Genomic DNA, 19,998 nt, shown 5'->3' with positions numbered 1-19,998 from the left:
GGGCTCGGCCACGCGGCGCTGCTGGCCGACACGCTCGGCCTCGCGTGGCGCCGTGCCGCGCACGGCGTACCGCTCGCCGACGGCGGCCTCGACGCGCACGGTCACGCGTCCGACATGTTGCGCGCGGCGCTGCTGAAGATCGCAGCCGGCGTCGCGCCGCCGGACCTGACCGCGGCGTCCGAAGCGCTCGGCACGGCGCTCGGACGGACCTGACGAACAAGGGGACGGACACACGGTGGCGACCCTTGCCGCACGGGCCCGCAACACGCTGCCGACAGCGCCCGCGCGCGTGTTAGAGTGCCATGTGATCCGCGCGCGCCGTTGCCAGCGCGGCGCGGCGTTGCTTGTTGATCGCGGCCCGGTCAGGCCGCGGCGTCTTTGCTAAAATTCAAACCATGTCAAAGCCTTCCGATCGCATCAACCTCACCAACCAGTTCCTGATCGCCATGCCGAACATGGCCGATCCGACGTTCTCGGGAACGGTGGTCTACCTTTGCGATCACAGCGAGCGCGGTGCGCTCGGCCTCGTCATCAACCGTCCAACCGACATCGACCTCGAATCGCTGTTCAACCGCATCGACCTGAAGCTCGACATCGAGCCGCTGCTGCACATCCCCGTGTACTTCGGCGGCCCGGTCCAGACCGAGCGCGGCTTCGTGCTGCACGAGCCGGTCGAGGGCGCGAGCTACAACTCGTCGATGTCCGTCGACGGCGGGCTGGAGATGACGACGTCGAAGGACGTGCTCGAGGCGGTCGCGACGGGCACCGGCCCGAAGCGCTTCCTGCTGACGCTCGGCCATGCAGGCTGGGGCGCAGGGCAGCTCGAGGAAGAAATTTCCCGCAACGGCTGGCTGACGGTCGCCGCCGATCCGCGCATCGTGTTCGACACGCCGGCCGAGGAGCGCTTCGAAGCCGCGCTCGGCCTGCTCGGCGTCAGCTCGTCGATGCTGTCCGGCGAAGCAGGGCACGCATGAGTGGCGCGAGCGCGCGCGATGCGACGCTCCTGGCGTTCGACTACGGCGAAAAGCGAATCGGGGTCGCGATCGGCAATGCGCTGACGCGTTCGGCCCGCGCGCTCGTCGTGATCCAGAACCTGAACCGCGAACACCGCTTCAAGGCGGTCGGCGACCTGCTGGCCGAATGGCGGCCGGACGCGCTCGTCGTCGGCCTGCCGATGCATCCGGACGGCACGCCGCACGACATGACGCAGCAGGCCAAGCGCTTCGGCAACCAGCTGAACGGCCGCTTCGGGCTGCCCGTCACGTGGGTCGACGAGCGCTATTCGTCGGTCGAGGCCGAGGCCGGGCTGCGCGAGCGCAACGTGCGCGGCCGCGCACGCGCCGAGATGCTCGATGCCGAGGCCGCGCGCGTCATCCTTCAACAGTATCTCGATCAATTGTCCGACCATGAGCACCATTGACGCCGAGGCGCTTTACCGCGTCCTGCTCGACCAGATCCGCGCCGCGTACGGCACGGCTTTCGCCGAACCGGGCGGCCCGCGGCTCGCCGGCATCTACAGCGGCGGCGCGTGGCTTGCCGAGCGCCTCGCGCGCGATCTCGGCGCGCCGGCGTTCGGCGTCGTGAACGTCGCGCTGCATCGCGACGACTACGCGAAGAAGGGGCTGCACAGCCAGGCCAGCCCGACGTCGCTGCCGTTCGATGTCAACGGCGCGCGCATCGTGCTCGTCGACGACGTGCTGTACACCGGGCGCACCGTGCGCGCGGCGCTCAACGAACTGTTCGACTACGGCCGTCCGGCCGCAGTCGAGCTCGCGGTGCTCGCCGACCGCGGCGGCCGCGAGCTGCCGGTCGCCGCGCGTTTCGCGGGCGGCGCGCTCGACGTGCCGGCCGGTGCGACGCTCGTGCTCGCGCGCGACGATGCCGCGCAGTTCACGCTGTGCGTCGAGGCGCAGGGCGCCTGAACGACACGCGAAACCGTATCCCGGGCCGCTGGTTTGCACCGCGGCCCGTTTGCATAGTTGGAATCACGCACACCATGACCACCGACACCACTGGCCGCACCGGCAATCCCGCGGCGGCCGCGAGCCCCGACCGGTTCCGCTACGGTTTCCTGAAGGGCAACCCGCAGCTCACGAAAAACGGCGAGCTGAAGCACCTGCTGTCGATCGAGGGCCTGCCGCGCTCGATCGTCAACCACATTCTCGATACGGCCGAGCAGTTCGTCAGCGTGACGGACCGTGAAGTGAAGAAGGTGCCGCTGCTGCGCGGCAAGTCCGTCTTCAACCTGTTCTTCGAGAACTCGACGCGCACGCGTACGACCTTCGAAATCGCCGCGACGCGCCTGTCGGCCGACGTGCTGAACCTGAACATCAATGCATCGTCGACGAGCAAGGGCGAATCGCTGCTCGACACGATCAACAACCTGTCGGCGATGCATGCCGACCTGTTCGTCGTGCGCCACGCGTCGAGCGGCGCGCCGTACCTGATCGCCGAGCACTGCGCGCCGCACGTGCACGTGATCAACGCCGGCGACGGCCGTCATGCGCACCCGACGCAGGGCCTGCTCGACATGTACACGATCCGTCACTACAAGCGCGACTTCACGAAGCTGCGTGTGGCGATCGTCGGCGACATCCTGCATTCGCGCGTTGCGCGCTCCGACATTCACGCGCTCACCACGCTCGGCGTGCCGGAAGTGCGCGCGATCGGCCCGCGCACGCTGCTGCCGGGCGGCCTCGAGCAGATGGGCGTGAAGGTGTTCAACAACCTCGACGAAGGGCTGAAGGGCGTCGACGTGATCATCATGCTGCGCCTGCAGAACGAGCGGATGAGCGGCGCGCTGCTGCCGTCCGCGCAGGAATACTTCAAGACCTGGGGCCTGACGCCCGAGCGCCTCGCGCTCGCCGCGCCCGACGCGATCGTGATGCACCCGGGCCCGATGAACCGCGGTGTCGAGATCGATTCGCAGGTCGCCGACGGTCCGCAGTCGGTGATCCTCAACCAGGTCACGTTCGGCATCGCCGTGCGGATGGCGGTGATGGGCATCGTCGCCGGCAACAACGACTGAGCCCGCTTTCGCGCATCCTTATTCACGCAATCAACGCATTCACAGACAGCGCATGAAGATTCATATCAAAGGCGGCACGCTGATCGACCCGGTCGCCGGCACCGAGCGGCAGGCCGACGTATTCGTCGCGGCGGGCAAGATCGCCGCGATCGCCGAGGCCGGCGCGGCGGCGCCGGCCGATTTCAACGCCGCGAAGACCATCGACGCGTCGGGCCTGATCGTCGCGCCCGGCCTCGTCGACCTGTGCGCGCGGCTGCGCGAGCCCGGCTACGAGCACAAGGCGACGCTCGCATCGGAGATGGCCGCGGCCGTCGCGGGCGGCGTCACGACCCTCGTGTGCCCGCCGGACACCGATCCCGTGCTCGACGAGCCGGGCCTCGTCGAGATGCTCAAGTTCCGCGCGAGCAACCTGCGCCAGGCGAACGTCCATCCGCTCGGCGCGCTGACCGTCGGCCTCAAGGGCGAAGTGATCACCGAGATGGTCGCGCTGACCGAATCCGGCTGCGTCGGCTTCACGCATGCCAACGTGCCGGTGCGCGACACGCAGGTGCTGCTGCGTGCGCTGCAGTACGCGAGCACCTACGGCTACACCACGTGGCTGCGCCCGCTCGACGCGTTCATCGGTCGCGGCGGCGTTGCCGCGAGCGGCGCGCTCGCGTCGCGGCTCGGGCTGTCCGGCGTGCCGGTCGCGGCCGAGACGATCGCGCTGCACACGATCTTCGAACTGATGCGCGTGACGGGCGCGCGCGTGCACCTCGCGCGGCTGTCGTCGGCGGCCGGCCTCGCGCTCGTGCGCGCGGCGAAGGCCGAGGGGCTGCCCGTGACCTGCGACGTCGGCGTGAACCACCTGCACCTGATCGACGTCGACATCGGCTATTTCGATTCGCAGTTCCGGCTCGACCCGCCGCTGCGCGGCGAGCGCGATCGCGAAGCGATCCGCGTGGCGCTCGCCGACGGCACGATCGACGCGATCTGCTCCGACCACACGCCCGTCGACGACGACGAGAAGCTGCTGCCGTTCGGCGAAGCGACGCCTGGCGCGACGGGGCTCGAGCTGCTGCTGTCGCTGACGCTGAAGTGGGCGGACGAGACGCGCACGCCGCTCGCGCAGGCGCTGCGCCGCATCACGTCCGCGCCGGCCGACGTGCTGAAGCTGCCGGCGGGCCGTCTGGCCGAAGGCGGTACGGCCGACCTGTGCGTGTTCGACCCGCGTGCGCACTGGCGCGTCGAGCCGCGTGCGCTGAAGAGCCAGGGCCACAACTCGCCGTTCCTCGGCTACGAACTGCCCGCCTGCGTGCGTACGACGCTCGTCGCCGGACAGATCGCGTTCGAGCGCCACTGAACCACGCCGGACCCTCGCCATGATTGCTCTTCGCAAGCTGCGTCTCGTCTTTCACCTGTTGCGCGGCATGGCGATCGTCGCGCTGCGTTTTTCGCACGTCACGTCCGCGCGCCGCGCCGAGATGACGCGCCGCTGGTCGCTCAAGATGCTGCGGATCTGCGGGATGCGCGTCGTCGTCCACAACGACGGCGCGCGGCTCGACGCGAGCGCGCTCGTCGTCGGCAACCACGTGTCGTGGCTCGACATCTATGCGGTCAACGCGTGGCGGCCGACGCCGTTCGTGTCGAAGGCCGAGGTGCGGCAGTGGCCGGTCGTCGGCTGGCTCGCCGAGAAGCTCGACACCGTGTTCCTGCAGCGCGAGAAGCGCACCGAGGCGATGCGGATCATGCACGAGATGGCCGAGCGCCTGCGCGACGGCGGGCTGATGTGCGTGTTTCCGGAAGGGACGACGTCCGACGGGCAGGAACTGCTGCCGTTCCATGCGAACCTGTTCCAGGCCGCGGTATCGGCCGGCTGCGCGGTGCAGCCTATTTGTCTGATGTATGAGGACGCGCAGCGGCGGCAGTCGGTGGCGCCGGCCTACACGGGCGAGCTGTCGCTCGGCAAGTCGCTCGACATGGTGCTGCGCGGCGGCCCGCTCGTCGCGCATCTGTACGTGTGCGAACCGATCGCGCCGGGCGGTGACCGGCGCGCGACGTCCGCGGCGGCGCGCGACGCGATCGCGGCCGCGCTCGCGTCGATGCAGGAGAAGGTCGGCAAGCCGTCGGCCGAGTCGCTCGCGGAGCTGGCGAAGCATGCGTATCCGGCGACCGAGCTTGGCGCCGGCGCGTCAGGCGACGGGGCGGCCGACGAGCCGGTGCCGGGGCGCGAGGGGTAAGGCGCTTCCCGGTCGGACGCCTCAGCGCGTAATCACTCGCCGCCCGGCTCGCCGCACGCTTCGCACTGCACCTGCGTGACCGTGCGCTGCGCCGGATCGGCCGTCAGCCGCACGGCCGACAGTTGGTTGCCCCACACGCATCCCGAATCGAGCGCGACGACGTTGTCGCGCAGCATCAGGCCGAGCGCGGCCCAGTGGCCGAACACGACCGTCACGTCCTCCGTGCGGCGCCCCGGCACGTCGAACCACGGCAGGTAGCCGGGCGGCGCGCTGGCGGGGCCGCCGTTCGCCTTGAATTCCATCGCGCCATCGGGTGTGCAGAAGCGCAGGCGCGTGAACGCGTTGAAGGCGACGCGCATCCGGTCGCGTTTCTTCAGGTTCGGGCTCCATTGGTTCGGCTCGTTGCCGTACAGCTTCTGCAGCGTGTCGCGCCAGTCGGGCGCACGCAGCGCGCGCTGGAGTTCGTCGGCGAGTTCGAGCACGAGCGTGGCGTCCCATTGCGGCAGCAGGCCCGCGTGTACGAGCAGCATCTCATTCTCGGCGTGCACGAACGGGCGGTGGCGGACCCAGTCGAGCAGCGCTTCAGCGTCGGGCGCGTCGAGGATCTCGCCGATCGTGTCGCCCGGGCGTTCGGTGCGCAGGCCGGCCGAGACCGCGAGCAGGTGGAGGTCGTGATTGCCGAGTACCACGGTCGCGCGCGGGCCGAGGTCCACCAGCGCGCGCAGCGCGGCGAGGGAGTCCGGGCCGCGGTTGACGACGTCGCCGGCGATCCATAGAGGAGCGTCGGCGGGGGCTGAAAGCTTTTGTAGTAGCGACTTGAAAGCTGAATGACAGCCTTGGATGTCGCCGATGGCGATGGGGGTATGGGTCATGAGAGGCAAGTTGTTACAAATTCTGATGCGGGCTGGAAAAGCGCGCATGGCGGCGACGTGCCAAATGCGGCAACGGTGTGTTAGTTAACATATTGATTTGCAATGTATTTTCCGCGTTGTGGCGGGTCCGGAGCGCTGTATCAAGTTGTTAGCAGCGTGGCTTTCACACAGGACCGCTTCCTATAATCATTGTTTCCCCAAACAAAATTAGCATTTCATGACTTTGACAGTCGCGGTGACCAGTTAGAATGCCCGCCTTGAGTGACGCGCACGCTGGCGTCGTCGCTTTCCGAATCTGTGGCGGCACGCGCTCGAGGCCTGCCGCGTATGACCAAAGGGAGCCTCATGATCCTGGTGACGGGCGGCGCGGGTTTTATCGGTGCCAACTTTGTACTCGACTGGCTGAGTCGATTCGGCGAAGCCGTGCTTAATGTCGACAAGTTGACCTATGCGGGCAATCTTCGCACGCTGCAGTCGCTCGACGGGAGTGCGAACCACACGTTCGCACGCGTCGACATCTGTGACGGCGCCGCGCTGAGCGCATTGTTCGACAAGCATAAGCCGCGCGCGGTCGTGCATTTCGCTGCCGAGAGCCATGTCGACCGCTCGATTCACGGCCCGGCCGATTTCGTGCAGACCAACGTGGTTGGCACATTCACGCTGCTTGAAGCCGCCCGTACCTACTGGAACGACCTCGATGCCGCCGGCAAGGGCGCGTTCCGTTTCCTGCACGTGTCGACCGACGAAGTGTTCGGTTCGCTGTCGCCGACCGATCCGCAGTTCTCCGAAACGACACCGTACGCGCCCAACAGCCCGTACTCGGCGACGAAGGCCGGTGCCGATCACCTCGTGCGCGCCTACCATCACACGTACGGGCTGCCGACGCTGACGACGAACTGTTCGAACAACTACGGCCCGTACCAGTTCCCCGAGAAGCTGATTCCGCTGATGATCGCCAATGCGCTCGCGGGCAAGCCGCTGCCGGTCTACGGCGACGGCCAGAACGTGCGCGACTGGTTGTACGTCGGCGATCACTGCAGCGCGATTCGCGAAGTGCTCGCGCGTGGCGAGCCGGGCGAAACGTACAATATCGGCGGCTGGAACGAGAAGAAGAACCTCGAAGTCGTGCATACGCTGTGCGATCTGCTCGATCGCGCGCGGCCGAAAGCTTCGGGCTCCTATCGCGACCAGATCGCCTACGTGAAGGATCGTCCGGGGCACGATCGCCGTTACGCGATCGATGCACGCAAGCTCGAGCGCGAACTCGGCTGGAAACCCGCCGAGACGTTCGAGACCGGCCTCGCGAAGACGGTCGACTGGTATCTCGACAACCAGGTCTGGGTCGACGAAGTTGCGTCGGGTGAGTACCGGAAGTGGGTCGAGACCAACTATGCGCAACGCGCTTGAGGATCAGGGCGATGGCACGTAAAGGCATCATTCTCGCGGGCGGGTCCGGCACGCGGCTGTATCCGATCACGCACGTCGTGTCGAAGCAGCTGCTGCCGGTGTACGACAAGCCGATGATCTACTATCCGCTGTCGACGCTGATGATCTCGGGCATACGGGACGTACTGATCATTTCGACGCCGCAGGACACGCCGCGTTTCGAGGCGATGCTCAGCGACGGTAGCCAGTGGGGGATGAACATCCGGTATGCGGTGCAGCCGTCACCCGATGGTCTCGCGCAGGCCTTCGTCATCGGCAGGGACTTCGTTGGCAGCGATCCATCTGCGCTTATTCTCGGCGACAACATCTTCTACGGCCACGATCTCGCGAAGCAGCTCGAGCACGCCTATGCGCAGGAAAGCGGTGCGACCGTGTTCGCGTATCACGTGCAGGATCCGGAGCGCTACGGCGTCGTCGAATTCGACGCGTCGTTCCGTGCGCTGTCGATCGAGGAAAAGCCCGCGAAGCCACGTTCGAACTATGCGGTCACGGGCCTTTACTTCTACGACAACCGCGTGTGCGACATCGCGGCCGACATCAAGCCGTCGCAGCGGGGTGAGCTGGAAATCACCGACGTCAACTCGCGGTATCTCGAGGACGGTGCGCTGAACGTCGAGATCATGGGACGCGGCTATGCATGGCTCGACACGGGCACTCACGATTCGCTGATCGAGGCGGCGAGCTTCATCGCAACATTGCAGAAGCGACAGGGACTCGTCGTCGCTTGTCCCGAAGAGATTGCGTACCGCCGGCAATGGATCGACGCGGAGCAAGTGCTGAAACTGGCGCAGCCGCTGTCGAAGAACGCGTATGGGCAGTACCTCCGGAACCTTCTCACGCATCAGGTCGCATGGCTATCCAAGTAACGGCAACGGTGCTGCCCGAAGTCAAGCTCATTGAACCGAAGGTGTTCGGCGATGCGCGCGGATATTTCTACGAGAGCTTCAAGGCAAGCGATTTTGCGGAGCAGGTGCAGCCGGGCATCGTGTTCGTACAGGACAATCATTCGCGCTCGGCGAAGGGCGTGCTGCGCGGGCTGCACTACCAGATTAAGCATGCGCAGGGCAAGCTCGTGCGCGTGGTTGAAGGCGCGGTATTCGACGTCGCCGTCGATATCCGTCGCGGGTCACCGAATTTCGGCAAGTGGGTCGGCGTGACGCTGTCGGCCGACAACCATCGGCAACTGTGGGTTCCGCCCGGCTTCGCGCACGGCTTCGTCGTGCTGTCGGATGCCGCGCAGTTCCTGTACAAGACGACCGACTACTGGTTTCCCGAGCACGAACGCAGCATCGCGTGGAACGATCCCGAGATCGGGATCGCGTGGCCGATCGATGGCGAGCCGGTTCTGGCGCCGAAGGATGCGGCAGGCAAGCGCCTGAGCGAGGCGGAAGTCTATGCGTGAGGGCGGCATGAATCCCGAGCCGACGATCCTCGTGACGGGTGTGAACGGCCAGGTCGGGTTCGAACTGCTGCGTACGCTGCAGGGGCTCGGCCGCGTGGTGGCGTGTGACCGGGCGATGCTCGACCTGTCCGATCTCGATCGTGTGCGCGCCGTCGTGCGGGACGTGAAGCCGTCGCTGATCGTGAACCCGGCCGCGTATACGGCGGTGGACAAGGCCGAGACCGAGATCGAGGCCGCGCGACGCCTGAACGCCGACGTGCCGCGCGTGTTCGCCGAAGAGATGGCGAGCAATGGCGGCACGCTGATTCACTATTCGACCGATTATGTATTCGACGGTACAAAACCCGACGCATATACGGAAACCGACGCGACAAATCCGTTGAACGTCTATGGTGCGACGAAGCTCGATGGCGAACGGGCGATCGCGGCGACCGGGTGCGCGCACCTGATCCTGAGGACGAGCTGGGTATATGGCCGGCGTGGTCGAAACTTCCTGCTGACGATGCTCAAGCTCGGCGCCGAGCGTTCGGAGTTGCGAGTCGTCGCGGATCAGGTCGGGGCGCCGACCTGGACGAAGACGATTGCTGCTGCAACGGCACATATCATCACGCAGGGATTGATGTCGGCCGACCCGGATTGGTGGGGGCATCGCTCCGGCGTGTATCACCTTACGTCGGCGGGTGCGACGTCGTGGTGCGGCTTCGCCGAGGCGATATTGGGGACCGCGATGGGCGCACGCGCGCCGAAGATCGTGCCGATTCCCTCAAGCGAGTATCCGACGCTGGCCAAGCGGCCGGTTAACTCGAGAATGGCACTAGGCAAGCTTGACGAGGTGTTCGGCTTGCGGATGCCGAGTTGGGAAGACGCGCTCCGACTATGCCTCGGTGAACGGACTTGAGCGATACGGAGCTGGTTTCTGGCTTGCAAGCGCTCTGCGGTCGGTGTCAATTTGCAATGCTACGTGATTGAATGATGGATCCTGTTTATTTCCTCCATATCCCGAAAACTGGAGGGACCTCGCTGACTTCTTTCCTGGACGATCAGTTCGATCCGGAAGACGTCTGTCCGGCTCAATTGCTTCCGGATCTGTTTGCCTTGCCGCTGGAAAGCATGGGGCGATACAGATTTTTTCGTGGGCATCTCTGGCACGGTCTTGGCGAATACACCGGGCGAAACCTGGCCTATCTAACGATGCTCCGGGATCCTGTGCAACGGACCGTGTCGTGGTACTTGCATGCGATGCGCGATGCGAATGCATACCGGCATCAGAAAATGAACGAAGAAAGCTGGACGCTGCTGGATTTCGTTCGGGATACCGAAACGAATTGGGACATTGTCAATACTCAGACGCTATTTCTGGCTGCTGACTTCGATTACGAAAAGCTGTCGCGTGATCCGATCGAGTACGGGCGTGCTGCAGTCAAGGAGTTTGCCGCGCGCAGACGCGATCGGGAATTGCTGGATCGGGCAAAAAGGCGACTCGAGTCGTTCGCGTTCTTCGGCATCACCGAGCGGATGCGCGATTCTGCGAGTCTGCTTGCGTATACATTCGGTTTTTTTCCGAACTTTTCCGTGCCCAAACTCAATGTATCGTCGAATCGAGCGGCAGAGCAGGCGTTGTCCGAGGACGAGCTCGACGCGATCCACGAACTTACGGAACTGGATCGTGAACTGTATGCCTGGGCCTGCGAGATGTTCGAGGAGCGCATGGGTGACATGTTGCGTTCGCTATTGATGGAGCGTTATCGGCAGTCGGAAACGCAGGTCAGGAAGTCCTGGCATGAGCCGATCCCGGAGCGTGCGAAGGCTCAAATCGAGATGTCGGTGCTGCATGCGCCGTCGCAAGCGGCCACGAAGGAGCCGTTCTCCGTCGAGATCGAGTTGAGCAACCGGTCCCATTATCAGATCGCCAGTCGCGCGCCGAATCAGGTGCATGTCTCATACCACTGGCTCGACGGTGAGGAGGGGCAAGTCGTGGTGTTTGACGGCGAGCGCACCAGGCTTCGTGGTTCGTTGATGCCGGGCGAGGACCAGAACCTCCAGGTAGCTGTAGTAGCACCGTCGGTCCCGGGGCGTTACATATTACGAATAGCCTTGGTGCAGGAGGGTATCGCCTGGCTGGACGGCGACGCTTCCCGTGCCTTCGGTGATGTCGAGATCATCGTCAAGTAGTGTCCGGCGGTGGAGAACGGTCAATTCAAGGTCGGATTATTGACAGCGGGGCGGGGCATGGGGGCGTCGGCGAAAGGGGGAGGCGGCCGACTTGCTCCTGCCATTGCCTGATGGCAGTGGTCGGCCGGCTATAATTCTTTCCCGGCCGAGTTGAAAGAGACCGATTGATGTCCTCCCTGGCAACGCAGGTTGAATCAAGTGACGAAAGCGTCTTTTCGTCGACGGAAAACTAGATTTGGAGTGAAAGTGATGTTAATTCCCGTCATCCTGTCAGGTGGTGCAGGCACGCGACTTTGGCCGGTCTCCCGCGAAGGGCACCCCAAACCGTTCATGAAGCTTGCCGATGGCGAGAGCCTGCTTCTGAAAACCTATCGTCGTGCAGCTGCGGTCGTCGGGAACGATGAGGATGCGCAGCGTGCAGAGCTGTTGACGGTCACCAACCGCGACTACTACTTCATGAGCAAGGACGAGTTCGGGAGCGCAGCGCTCGGCGAACAGCGTCCCGGTGTGTTCATGCTAGAGCCGGCGGGACGCAACACTGCACCCGCCGTGGCAATGGCGGCGCATCATGTCGCGGAAAAATACGGGCGCGACGCGCTGATGCTGGTGCTGGCGGCCGACCATCTGGTTCAGGATCAGTCGGGTTTTACCGCCGCCGTCACGAGCGCTGCCGAACTGGCGAAACAAGGCCGGCTGGTGACGTTCGGCATCGTGCCCACGAGCCCGGATACCGGCTTCGGCTACATTGAGGCAGGTGAGCAGGTCGGCGCCGGCCGGGCGGCGCTGCGCTTCGTCGAGAAGCCGGATGCGGCGAAAGCTGCCGAGTACCTCGCGGCGGGCAACTACCTGTGGAACTCGGGTATGTTCTGTTTTCAGGCAGGCGTCATTCTCGACGAGATGGCGCGTCATGCCCCGGACGTCGCCGCGGCCGCCGAAGCATGTTGGGTCGCGCTGCAGGAAGCCAACAAGACGTCGACGCAGATGCTCGAGATTCCCGCCGAATCGTTCGAGAAAATGCCCGACATCTCGATCGACTATGCGGTGATGGAGCGTTCGTCGAACGTAGCGGTGGTGCCTTCCAGCTTCGGCTGGAGCGACATCGGCTCGTGGGGCGCGGTGCGCGATCTGGTCGAGCCGGACCAGGACAGCAACCGGGCCGTCGGTGATGCAATTTTCGTCGACAGCCGCAACATGTACGTGCAGACCCAGGATCGCCTAGTGGCGTCGGTCGGCGTGGCCGACCTGATGATCATCGACACGCCGGACGCGCTGCTGGTCGCACATCCCGACCGCGCGCAGGATGTGAAGCAGGTCGTCGCCCGTCTGAAGAAACGCAATCACGACGCATACAAGCTGCATCGCACCGTGAGCCGGCCGTGGGGAACCTACACGGTGCTGGAAGAAGGGCCGCGGTTCAAGATCAAGCGCATCGAAGTCAAACCGGGCGGGAGCCTGAGCCTGCAGATGCACCATCACCGCAGTGAGCACTGGATCGTCGTGAGCGGGATGGCCAAGGTCGTCAACGGGGATCAGGAAATCTTCGTCCGGACCAACGAGTCCACCTATATCCCAGCCGGCCACAAGCACCGCCTCGAGAATCCGGGCGTGCTGGATCTCGTGATGATCGAGGTGCAGAGCGGCGAATACCTGGGAGAAGACGACATCGTTCGTTTCCAAGATGTGTACGGGCGGGCTTGATGCTGGGTATGCTGAGAGCCCTTTGGGCCTATCGCGGCTTCATCCTGGGCAGCGTCAAGCGGGAATTCCAGTCGAAGTATCGTAATTCCCTGCTGGGCGCGGCATGGACCGTCCTCAATCCGCTCGCGATGATCGTCGTCTATACGGTGATCTTTTCGCGGGTCATGCATGCCCGATTGCCCGGCGTGGACAGCAGCTTCGCGTACAGCGTTCACCTGTGCGCGGGCGTCCTGCCGTGGGGCATGTTCGTGGAAGTGGTCAGCCGCGGGCAGACCGCTTTCATCGACAACGCCAACTTGCTGAAAAAGCTGAGCTTTCCGCGGCTGTGCCTGCCGGTGATCGTGGTCGTCAATGCGCTCGTCAGTTTCGTGATCGTGTTCGCGCTGTTCACCGCGTTCCTGCTGATCAGTGGCAATTTTCCCGGCATGCCGTACTTCGCGATTTTTCCGGTGCTGCTGGTGATGACGTTGTTCGCGATCGGTCTTGGCGTCACGCTGGGTGTGCTGAACGTGTTTTTCCGCGATGTCGGGCAGTTTTTCGGGATCGTGCTGAACTTCTGGTTCTGGCTGACGCCGATCGTCTACTCGGTCGACATCCTGCCGGAGGCAGTGAAGTCCGCGATGCGTTTCAATCCGATGGCGCCGGTGATCCAGTCATTCCAGGTCGCGCTGGTGCAGCGCGAATGGCCGGACTGGCAGACGCTGTGGCTGCCGGCCGCGCTGGGCATCGGTCTGTGTCTTTTCGGCCTGGGCCTGTTCCGCAAGCATGCGGGCGAAATGGTGGATGAACTCTGATGGGCACCATTACCGTTACCAATCTGGGCAAGGCCTACAAGCAGTACCCGACGCGCTGGTCGCGTCTCGTCGAGTGGATGGACCCGCGTCGCAAGGAGCATCACAAGCTGCACTGGGTGCTGCGCGACGTGAATTTTTCGGTGCGCGCCGGCGAGGCGATCGGCATCATCGGCATCAACGGCGCGGGCAAGAGCACGCTGCTGAAAATGATCGTCGGGACCACCCAGCCGACCGTCGGCAGCGTGACGATGACTGGGCGCGTGGCCGCGCTGCTGGAGCTCGGGATGGGATTCCATCCGGACTTCACCGGCCGCCAGAACGTGATGATGGCCGGCCAGTTGCTCGGCTACAGCGTCGACGAACTCACCGCGCTGATGCCGGAAATCGAGGCGTTTGCCGAAATCGGCGAATACATCGATCAGCCGGTGCGCGTGTATTCGAGCGGCATGCAGATGCGTCTCGCGTTCAGCGTCGCAACGGCTCGCCGGCCCGACGTGCTGATCGTCGACGAGGCGCTGTCGGTCGGCGACGCCTATTTTCAGCACAAGAGCTTCGACCGCATCCGCGAGTTCGGCAAACAGGGCACGACGCTTTTGATCGTTGCGCACGACAAGGCCGCGATTCAGGCCATCTGCGATCGCGCGATCCTGCTGAATGCGGGGCGGCTGGAGATGGAAGGGCCGCCCGAGGCGGTCATGGATTACTACAACGCGATGCTGGCCGACCGTGAGAATAGCGAGGTCAGGCAGGAGAAGCTGGGCAGCGGCGCGGTGCAGACCGTTTCGGGAACCGGCGAGGCGCTGATCGACGACGTCGCGCTGCTCGATCGGTCCGGCCAGCCTGTCGAGATCGTCGGCGTCGGGCAGCCGGTTGCGCTGCGCGTCAAGGTCAAATGCGCGAAAGCGATTCCCGAGCTGGTCGTCGGGTACATGATCAAGGATCGACTCGGGCAGACGGTGTTCGGAACGAACACCTATCACCTGAAACAGGTGTTGGTCGATCTGGCCGAAGGGCAGTCGGTGGAATTGCATTTCGAATTCCTTGCGAATATCGGCGTGGGCAGCTACTCGGTCGCCGTTGCACTGCACACCGGCGATGCGCATCTTGCAAACAACTACCAGTGGCGCGATCACGCACTGGTGTTCAACGTCGTGAACATAAAGATGGATGATTTCGTCGGTGTCGCGTGGTTGCCGACGACGGTGAGGAGTTTGCCGTAGTGGACAGTTTTTATCGTGCGTTCGAGGACCGGCATCGGGGATCGCGAGATCTGATCAAAAGCCGGCTGGCGAAATACGGATCGTTCGTTCAACCACTGGCCGCGTTGCATCCGGGCGCGATGACGTTCGACGTCGGGTGTGGTCGCGGCGAATGGCTGGAGTTGATGATCGAAGCCGGGTTTGCCGCGTCGGGAGTGGATCTGGACGACGAGATGCTCGAGGCGTGCCGTGAGCGAAACCTGCCGGTATCCCAGGGCGACGCGATCGAGCGTCTCGCGGCGCTCGACTCGAACAGCCATGCGCTGATCTCGGCTTTTCATGTCGTCGAACACGTGAGCTTCGAGCAATTGAAGACGCTCGTGAGCGAAGCGCTGCGCGTGTTGAAGCCCGGTGGACTGCTCATTCTCGAGACGCCCAATCCGGAAAACATTGCGGTGGCGACGTGCAACTTCTACATCGATCCGTCGCACCAGAAGCCGGTGCCTCCGCTGCTGCTTTCGTTCGTTGCCGAACACGTGGGGTTCGATCGCGTCAAGGTGGTGCGTCTGCAGGAGCCTGAGGTGTTGCGCGAAGCAGCGACGAAGGTTCACCTTCTGAATGTCCTCGGGGGCGTGAGTCCCGACTATGCAATCGTTGCGCAGAAGGAAGCCGGCGCGACGCAGGGCGCGTTCGACGAGGCATTCGATGCCGACTACGGTTTGACGATCGATGTTTTGGCAGATCGCTACGAAACACGGCTTGCATCGAGCGTTTCTCACGTCGAGGCAAGAGTGGAGCGTGCGGAGGAAGCGCTGCGGCAATCCGGAGAGCGGTGGAGCGAACTGGTTGACCGCCTTCAGTCGGTGACGGAGCAGTTGCGGGCTGCAGAGGAGCGCAGCCGGCTTGCCGACGAACGACGCCGACTGGTCGACGAGCGCAGCCAGCTTGTCGAGGAACGAAGCCAGCTTGTTGACGAGCGCAACCAGTTTGCCGAGGAGCGAAGCCTGCTTGTCGACGGGGAGCGCCAACAGGTCGAGAACCAGGTACTTGAGTTGCAGGAGCGGCTTCATCAGGTCGAAGTCATGATGCATCAGGCGAACGCGCAACTGCATGCCATGTATCACAGCACGTCGTGGCGAATTACCCTGCCGCTTCGAGCCGTGGGGCTCGTGCTGAAGGGCTACGGGAAGGCAGTGTGCAAGGCCGGACTCAAGCGCCAGATCCAGCGGGCCGCAAGGTTTGGGGAAACGCATCCATCGTTCAGGCGGTTCGCCGTTTCCGTGCTTAATCGTTTTCCTGGAATCAAACAACGATTGATTCCCGTTGTTTCCGGCACCGTGCGGCCTTATTACCCCCAGCCTGATGTGCCGCCGGGGAGCCTGAGCCCGCGTGCGCAGCAAATCCACGCCGCATTGGCTTTCGCTGCAAAGAGCTACAAGAAGAAGGAGAGTACCTGATGCGGATCGTCATCGATATGCAGGGTGCGCAGAGCACCGGTTCGCGCAATCGAGGCATCGGCCGTTATACCCAGGCGATTGCCAAGGGACTGGTGCGGAATCGAGGGGAGCATGAGATCTTCCTGGCGCTGAGCGACCTGTTCCCGGAGACCATCGAGGGTATTCGCGAGGCTTTTTCGGACTTGCTGCCGCTCGAGAACATCCGGGTCTGGCACGCTGCCGCCCCGGTAGCGCATGTCGAAAAATCCAACGATTGGCGGCGGCATGCGGCGGAATTGGCATTTGAGTCCTTTCTGTGCGCATTGAAGCCTGATTTCATCTATGTCACGAGTCTGTTTGAAGGGCTTGGCGACGATGCGGTAACCAGCGTACATCGCCTGCAACACGGCATTCCGGTTGCGGTCACGCTTTATGACCTGATTCCGTATATCAACCCCGATCCTTATCTGAATAATCCGGTTATCAAGTCGTGGTATCTGGAGAAGATCGAGCATTTGCGTCGGGCCGATTTGTGGCTGGGTATTTCGGAGTCCTCGCGTCAAGAGGGTATTGAGCATCTTAGTCTGTCTGCGGATTGGTCGGTCAACATCGGCACCGATGCGGACGAAGCATTTCAGTCCATCGACGTTTCCGCGGAACGGGAAGCAGTATTACGCAAGCAATACGGGTTGACCAAACCGTTTGTCCTGTACACGGGCGGTATCGATCACCGCAAGAATGTCGAAGGCCTGATTCGGGCCTATGCGCTTCTGCCTGAAGCGGTGCGACGCGATCGGCAACTGGCGATCGTGTGTTCGGTGCAGCCTGCCAATCGCCAGGAACTCGAGCGCCTGGCGCAGCAACACGGCCTGGGCCAGGGCGAGGTGGTGCTGACCGGATTCGTGCCGGACGAGGACCTGCTGTACTTCTACAACCTGTGCCGGCTGTTCGTCTTCCCGTCGTGGCACGAAGGTTTTGGTTTGCCCGCACTGGAGGCGATGCGCTGCGGGGCGCCCGTGATTGGCGCCAATACGTCCAGTTTGCCGGAGGTCATCGGTTGGGATGACGCGTTGTTCGATCCGCATTCCGACGCAGCCATAGCCGAGGCAATCCGGCGCGGCCTGACTGATGACGCCTATCGTGAAGCACTGGTACGGCACGGGAAAGAACAGTCGAGTCGGTTTTCGTGGGATGAAAGCGCACGTCGCACCATTGCAGCGATGGAGCGGTGGCATGGTCAGGGCAAGCAGCCCGTGCCTCAACGCGAGCCGCTGCGCCCGAAGCTGGCCTATGTTTCTCCGCTGCCACCTGCTCGCACGGGTATCGCGGACTATAGTGCCAAGTTACTGCCCGCGCTGGCGAATTTCTACGATATCGATGTCATCGTCGACCCGGAAACCGCCGGGAATCCGCGGTTCGATGGCGTAACGGTGAGGTCTCCTGAGTGGTTCCTGGGCAACGCCGGTCTGTATGATCGCGTGGTCTATCACTTTGGCAATTCGTCGTTCCATCGCTACATGTTCCCTCTTCTGGATGCTGTTCCCGGAGTGGTGGTTCTGCATGACTTTTTCCTGTCAGGCATCGTTGCGGAAATGGATATCCAGGGATGGCTCCCGGGCGGCTGGTCAGAGGCTTTGTACGAGAACCACGGCTACGCAGGTTTGGCCGAGCGTCATCGGAATGCAGATCCTGCAGACATCGTCTGGAAGTACCCATGCAGTCTGGGGGTGATTCAGAAGAGCTTGGGCTTGATTGTCCACTCCGAGAATTCGAAACGCCAAGCCATGCAATGGTATGGCGGCGATGTCGATGACTGGGCCGAGATTCCGCTGGCTCGTGCTACTGATGTCGATTTCGACAAGGCCGGCGCGCGTGCTGCACTTGGCATCGGAGAAAGCGACTATCTGGTCTGCGCGTTCGGACTGCTGGGACCGATGAAGCTGAATCTTGAGCTGCTGAAGGCCTGGACCGCTTCGCTTCTGGCGAAGGATTCGACTTGTCATTTGGTGTTTGTTGGCGAGAATCATCCGGGGCAATATGGGCAGGACGTGTCTCGCCTGATCCGTGATCTCGGTTCGAATGCGAATGTCCGGATTACGGGCTGGGCGGACGTTTCTGTATTCCGTCAGTATCTTGCAGCCGCCGATGTCGGCGTGCAGTTGCGAACGTTGTCGAGAGGTGAGACGTCTGCGGCTGTGCTGGATTGCATGAATTACGGCAAGGCCGTCATCGTCAATGCCAATGGCAGCATGGCCGACCTCGACGATGGCGCCGTGTGGAAATTGCCGGACGAATTCACCGATCGGCAACTCATCGAGGCGCTGGAGACCTTGCGTACCGATACCGAGTTGCGGACCAACCTGGGTCGTACCGCGAGGCAGATCATTGTGAGTCGCCACGCTCCGGATCTGTGCGCGCAGCAGTATCGGGATGCGATCGAGCGCTTCCATGGTGCCGGGTTGACCCATCCCGGTATACTGGCGCGCGCGATCGTCAGCCAGGCAGGGGTGGCCGAGGACAATCAATTGCAGCAGGCCGCGATGGCCATGGCCAGGAATGTCGTGCCGCGCAATGCCAAGCGGCAGCTTCTGGTCGATATCTCCGAACTCGTTCAGCACGATGCGAAAAGCGGCATCCAGCGCGTGGTGAGGAGCCTGATCAAGGAATGGTTGGAAAACCCGCCCGCTGGTTTCAGGGTGGAACCGGTTTACGCGACGGCAGCACAGTCGTATTCCTATGCCCGGCGTTTTACGGCAAAGCTGATGGGTTTCGAAGACGCGTGGCTGCATGACGCGCCTGTCGATTACGCGCCCGGCGACATGTTTCTCGGCCTGGACCTCGCGCCGGAACTCGTGCCTGCGCAGCGGGCGTTTTACAAGAAGCTCCGGTTCCAGGGCGTGCAAGTCAAGTTTGTCGTGTACGACCTGCTGTGCATTTTCCTGCCGCAATATTTTGGGCCGGGCGTTGCCGAGAATTTCGGCAGGTGGCTGGACGTCGTCGCGGAGAGTGACGGCGCGTTCTGCATTTCGGAGGCCGTTGCGGGCGATATGGCTCGATGGATGGCGCAGCATGCTCCGGAGCGCGCATCGCGTTTCACGATTGACTGGTTCCACCTGGGCGCGGATATTCAGAATTCCATCGCGTCGACAGGACTCCCTGCCAACGCTAGGGGCTTGCTCGAGACGCTGAAACAATCGCCGTCCTTCCTGATGGTCGGGACGCTGGAACCGCGTAAGGGGCATGCGCAGATCCTGGATGCATTCGAGCGCCTCTGGCAGGAAAACCGGGACGTCAACCTTGTCCTGGTGGGCAAGCAAGGGTGGCTGGTGGGCGATTTGGTCCCGCGGCTGAAGCGCCATCCAGAGCTCGGCCGACGCCTGTTCTGGCTGGAAGGGATCAGTGATGAATACCTGGAAGAAATTTATGCCGCATCGTCGTGCCTGATCGCCGGCTCATACGGAGAGGGTTTCGGCCTTCCGTTGATCGAGGCGGCCCAGCACGGGATTTCCATCATTGCCCGAGACATCCCCGTATTCCGGGAAGTCGCGGGGAATCATGCCTATTATTTTTCCAGTGAGACCGGCCAGGACCTGGCTGTGGAAATCAATGCCTGGCTGGAACTTAAAAACAGGGGGCAGGCGCCTTTGTCCGAGGGCATGCCTTTCTTGACCTGGGCCCAGAGTTCTCGCGACTTGGCGAAGCTTTTTACAAAAAGCGCATCACTTTCGTAAG

17 protein-coding genes and 1 pseudogene are annotated in these 19,998 nt (G+C 63.2%); 17 read left to right on the top strand and 1 reads right to left on the bottom strand.

All coding sequences use genetic code 11. The features are described 5' to 3' along the window. The 7 genes and pseudogenes from ACPUER_RS26815 to ACPUER_RS26785 form a co-directional block, all read left to right on the top strand. A pseudogene (locus ACPUER_RS26815) lies at positions 1 to 213 on the top strand (hypothetical protein); the annotation flags it as partial. 182 nt (positions 214 to 395) lie between these two features. Next, positions 396 to 974 (top strand): YqgE/AlgH family protein, encoded by a 579-nt coding sequence (locus tag ACPUER_RS26810; protein ID WP_006491354.1) that lies wholly within the window; start codon positions 396 to 398, stop codon positions 972 to 974. Next, positions 971 to 1,420, top strand: coding sequence for a Holliday junction resolvase RuvX (ruvX, locus tag ACPUER_RS26805; RefSeq protein ID WP_027788201.1), 450 nt, complete (start codon positions 971 to 973; stop codon positions 1,418 to 1,420). The genes ACPUER_RS26810 and ruvX overlap by 4 nt, the downstream gene beginning before the upstream one ends. Then, positions 1,407 to 1,922 (top strand): bifunctional pyr operon transcriptional regulator/uracil phosphoribosyltransferase PyrR, encoded by a 516-nt coding sequence (gene pyrR / locus ACPUER_RS26800; protein WP_425132572.1) that lies wholly within the window; start codon positions 1,407 to 1,409, stop codon positions 1,920 to 1,922. The genes ruvX and pyrR overlap by 14 nt, the downstream gene beginning before the upstream one ends. A 74-nt stretch (positions 1,923 to 1,996) precedes the next feature. Continuing rightward, positions 1,997 to 3,028, top strand: coding sequence for an aspartate carbamoyltransferase catalytic subunit (locus ACPUER_RS26795; protein WP_072436190.1), 1,032 nt, complete (start codon positions 1,997 to 1,999; stop codon positions 3,026 to 3,028). Between the two features lie 52 nt (positions 3,029 to 3,080). Beyond that, the gene (locus tag ACPUER_RS26790; protein ID WP_310144046.1) at positions 3,081 to 4,370 is read left to right on the top strand and encodes a dihydroorotase; all 1,290 of its coding nucleotides are present in this window, start codon (positions 3,081 to 3,083) and stop codon (positions 4,368 to 4,370) included. 19 nt (positions 4,371 to 4,389) lie between these two features. Then, on the top strand, positions 4,390 to 5,247 hold the full coding sequence (locus ACPUER_RS26785) for a lysophospholipid acyltransferase family protein (protein ID WP_425132571.1): 858 nt from the start codon (positions 4,390 to 4,392) through the stop codon (positions 5,245 to 5,247). A 32-nt stretch (positions 5,248 to 5,279) separates the two neighbouring features. On the opposite strand, the gene ACPUER_RS26780 is transcribed toward ACPUER_RS26785, so the two are convergent. Then, positions 5,280 to 6,119, bottom strand: a complete 840-nt coding sequence (locus tag ACPUER_RS26780; protein ID WP_425132570.1) for a symmetrical bis(5'-nucleosyl)-tetraphosphatase — start codon at positions 6,117 to 6,119, stop codon at positions 5,280 to 5,282. 345 nt (positions 6,120 to 6,464) lie between these two features. On the opposite strand from ACPUER_RS26780, the gene rfbB reads away from it, so the two are divergent. The 10 genes from rfbB to ACPUER_RS26730 all read left to right on the top strand — a co-directional run bounded on the left by rfbB (position 6,465) and on the right by ACPUER_RS26730 (position 19,997). Further along, positions 6,465 to 7,526 carry a dTDP-glucose 4,6-dehydratase gene (gene rfbB, locus ACPUER_RS26775; RefSeq protein ID WP_425132574.1) on the top strand — a complete coding sequence of 354 codons (1,062 nt, stop codon included), beginning with the start codon at positions 6,465 to 6,467 and terminating at the stop codon, positions 7,524 to 7,526. A gap of 11 nt (positions 7,527 to 7,537) precedes the next feature. Further along, positions 7,538 to 8,431, top strand: a complete 894-nt coding sequence (gene rfbA / locus ACPUER_RS26770) for a glucose-1-phosphate thymidylyltransferase RfbA (RefSeq protein WP_425132569.1) — start codon at positions 7,538 to 7,540, stop codon at positions 8,429 to 8,431. Continuing rightward, positions 8,416 to 8,967 (top strand): dTDP-4-dehydrorhamnose 3,5-epimerase, encoded by a 552-nt coding sequence (gene rfbC / locus ACPUER_RS26765; protein WP_425132568.1) that lies wholly within the window; start codon positions 8,416 to 8,418, stop codon positions 8,965 to 8,967. The genes rfbA and rfbC overlap by 16 nt, the downstream gene beginning before the upstream one ends. Continuing rightward, positions 8,960 to 9,865 (top strand): dTDP-4-dehydrorhamnose reductase, encoded by a 906-nt coding sequence (gene rfbD, locus ACPUER_RS26760; RefSeq protein WP_425132567.1) that lies wholly within the window; start codon positions 8,960 to 8,962, stop codon positions 9,863 to 9,865. The genes rfbC and rfbD overlap by 8 nt, the downstream gene beginning before the upstream one ends. A gap of 71 nt (positions 9,866 to 9,936) precedes the next feature. Then, positions 9,937 to 11,139: a sulfotransferase family 2 domain-containing protein gene (locus ACPUER_RS26755; RefSeq protein ID WP_425132566.1), complete on the top strand. Its 1,203-nt coding sequence runs from the start codon at positions 9,937 to 9,939 to the stop codon at positions 11,137 to 11,139. Positions 11,140 to 11,388: 249 nt separating this feature from the next. Beyond that, complete coding sequence (locus tag ACPUER_RS26750; RefSeq protein WP_425132565.1) at positions 11,389 to 12,837, top strand: mannose-1-phosphate guanylyltransferase/mannose-6-phosphate isomerase; 1,449 nt, start codon at positions 11,389 to 11,391, stop codon at positions 12,835 to 12,837. Beyond that, entirely contained in the window at positions 12,837 to 13,631 is a 795-nt protein-coding gene (locus ACPUER_RS26745; protein ID WP_425132564.1) for an ABC transporter permease, read from the top strand. Before ACPUER_RS26750 ends, ACPUER_RS26745 begins: the two co-directional genes overlap by 1 nt. Continuing rightward, positions 13,631 to 14,851, top strand: coding sequence for an ABC transporter ATP-binding protein (locus ACPUER_RS26740; RefSeq protein WP_425132563.1), 1,221 nt, complete (start codon positions 13,631 to 13,633; stop codon positions 14,849 to 14,851). Before ACPUER_RS26745 ends, ACPUER_RS26740 begins: the two co-directional genes overlap by 1 nt. Next, positions 14,818 to 16,287 (top strand): methyltransferase domain-containing protein, encoded by a 1,470-nt coding sequence (locus ACPUER_RS26735; RefSeq protein WP_425132562.1) that lies wholly within the window; start codon positions 14,818 to 14,820, stop codon positions 16,285 to 16,287. Before ACPUER_RS26740 ends, ACPUER_RS26735 begins: the two co-directional genes overlap by 34 nt. Then, positions 16,287 to 19,997: a glycosyltransferase gene (locus ACPUER_RS26730; protein WP_425132561.1), complete on the top strand. Its 3,711-nt coding sequence runs from the start codon at positions 16,287 to 16,289 to the stop codon at positions 19,995 to 19,997. Before ACPUER_RS26735 ends, ACPUER_RS26730 begins: the two co-directional genes overlap by 1 nt. Position 19,998 lies beyond the last annotated feature (1 nt).

This window comes from Burkholderia sp. DN3021, from assembly GCF_049805555.1.
GTDB classification, from domain to species: domain Bacteria; phylum Pseudomonadota; class Gammaproteobacteria; order Burkholderiales; family Burkholderiaceae; genus Burkholderia; species Burkholderia pyrrocinia_C.
Note: the sequence above shows the minus strand (reverse complement) of the source record. Positions and strands in the feature narration are given on the sequence as shown.

Coding starts and splice junctions, on each gene's coding strand:
- ruvX (WP_027788201.1), top strand. CDS start 971: ATGAGTGGCGCGAGCGCGCGCGATGCGACGCTCCTGGCGTTCGACTAC.
- ACPUER_RS26780 (WP_425132570.1), bottom strand. CDS start 6,119: ATGACCCATACCCCCATCGCCATCGGCGACATCCAAGGCTGTCATTCA.
- ACPUER_RS26795 (WP_072436190.1), top strand. CDS start 1,997: ATGACCACCGACACCACTGGCCGCACCGGCAATCCCGCGGCGGCCGCG.
- ACPUER_RS26790 (WP_310144046.1), top strand. CDS start 3,081: ATGAAGATTCATATCAAAGGCGGCACGCTGATCGACCCGGTCGCCGGC.
- ACPUER_RS26745 (WP_425132564.1), top strand. CDS start 12,837: ATGCTGGGTATGCTGAGAGCCCTTTGGGCCTATCGCGGCTTCATCCTG.
- pyrR (WP_425132572.1), top strand. CDS start 1,407: ATGAGCACCATTGACGCCGAGGCGCTTTACCGCGTCCTGCTCGACCAG.
- rfbC (WP_425132568.1), top strand. CDS start 8,416: ATGGCTATCCAAGTAACGGCAACGGTGCTGCCCGAAGTCAAGCTCATT.
- ACPUER_RS26750 (WP_425132565.1), top strand. CDS start 11,389: ATGTTAATTCCCGTCATCCTGTCAGGTGGTGCAGGCACGCGACTTTGG.
- ACPUER_RS26730 (WP_425132561.1), top strand. CDS start 16,287: ATGCGGATCGTCATCGATATGCAGGGTGCGCAGAGCACCGGTTCGCGC.
- ACPUER_RS26785 (WP_425132571.1), top strand. CDS start 4,390: ATGATTGCTCTTCGCAAGCTGCGTCTCGTCTTTCACCTGTTGCGCGGC.
- rfbD (WP_425132567.1), top strand. CDS start 8,960: ATGCGTGAGGGCGGCATGAATCCCGAGCCGACGATCCTCGTGACGGGT.
- ACPUER_RS26740 (WP_425132563.1), top strand. CDS start 13,631: ATGGGCACCATTACCGTTACCAATCTGGGCAAGGCCTACAAGCAGTAC.
- rfbA (WP_425132569.1), top strand. CDS start 7,538: ATGGCACGTAAAGGCATCATTCTCGCGGGCGGGTCCGGCACGCGGCTG.
- ACPUER_RS26810 (WP_006491354.1), top strand. CDS start 396: ATGTCAAAGCCTTCCGATCGCATCAACCTCACCAACCAGTTCCTGATC.
- ACPUER_RS26755 (WP_425132566.1), top strand. CDS start 9,937: ATGATGGATCCTGTTTATTTCCTCCATATCCCGAAAACTGGAGGGACC.
- rfbB (WP_425132574.1), top strand. CDS start 6,465: ATGATCCTGGTGACGGGCGGCGCGGGTTTTATCGGTGCCAACTTTGTA.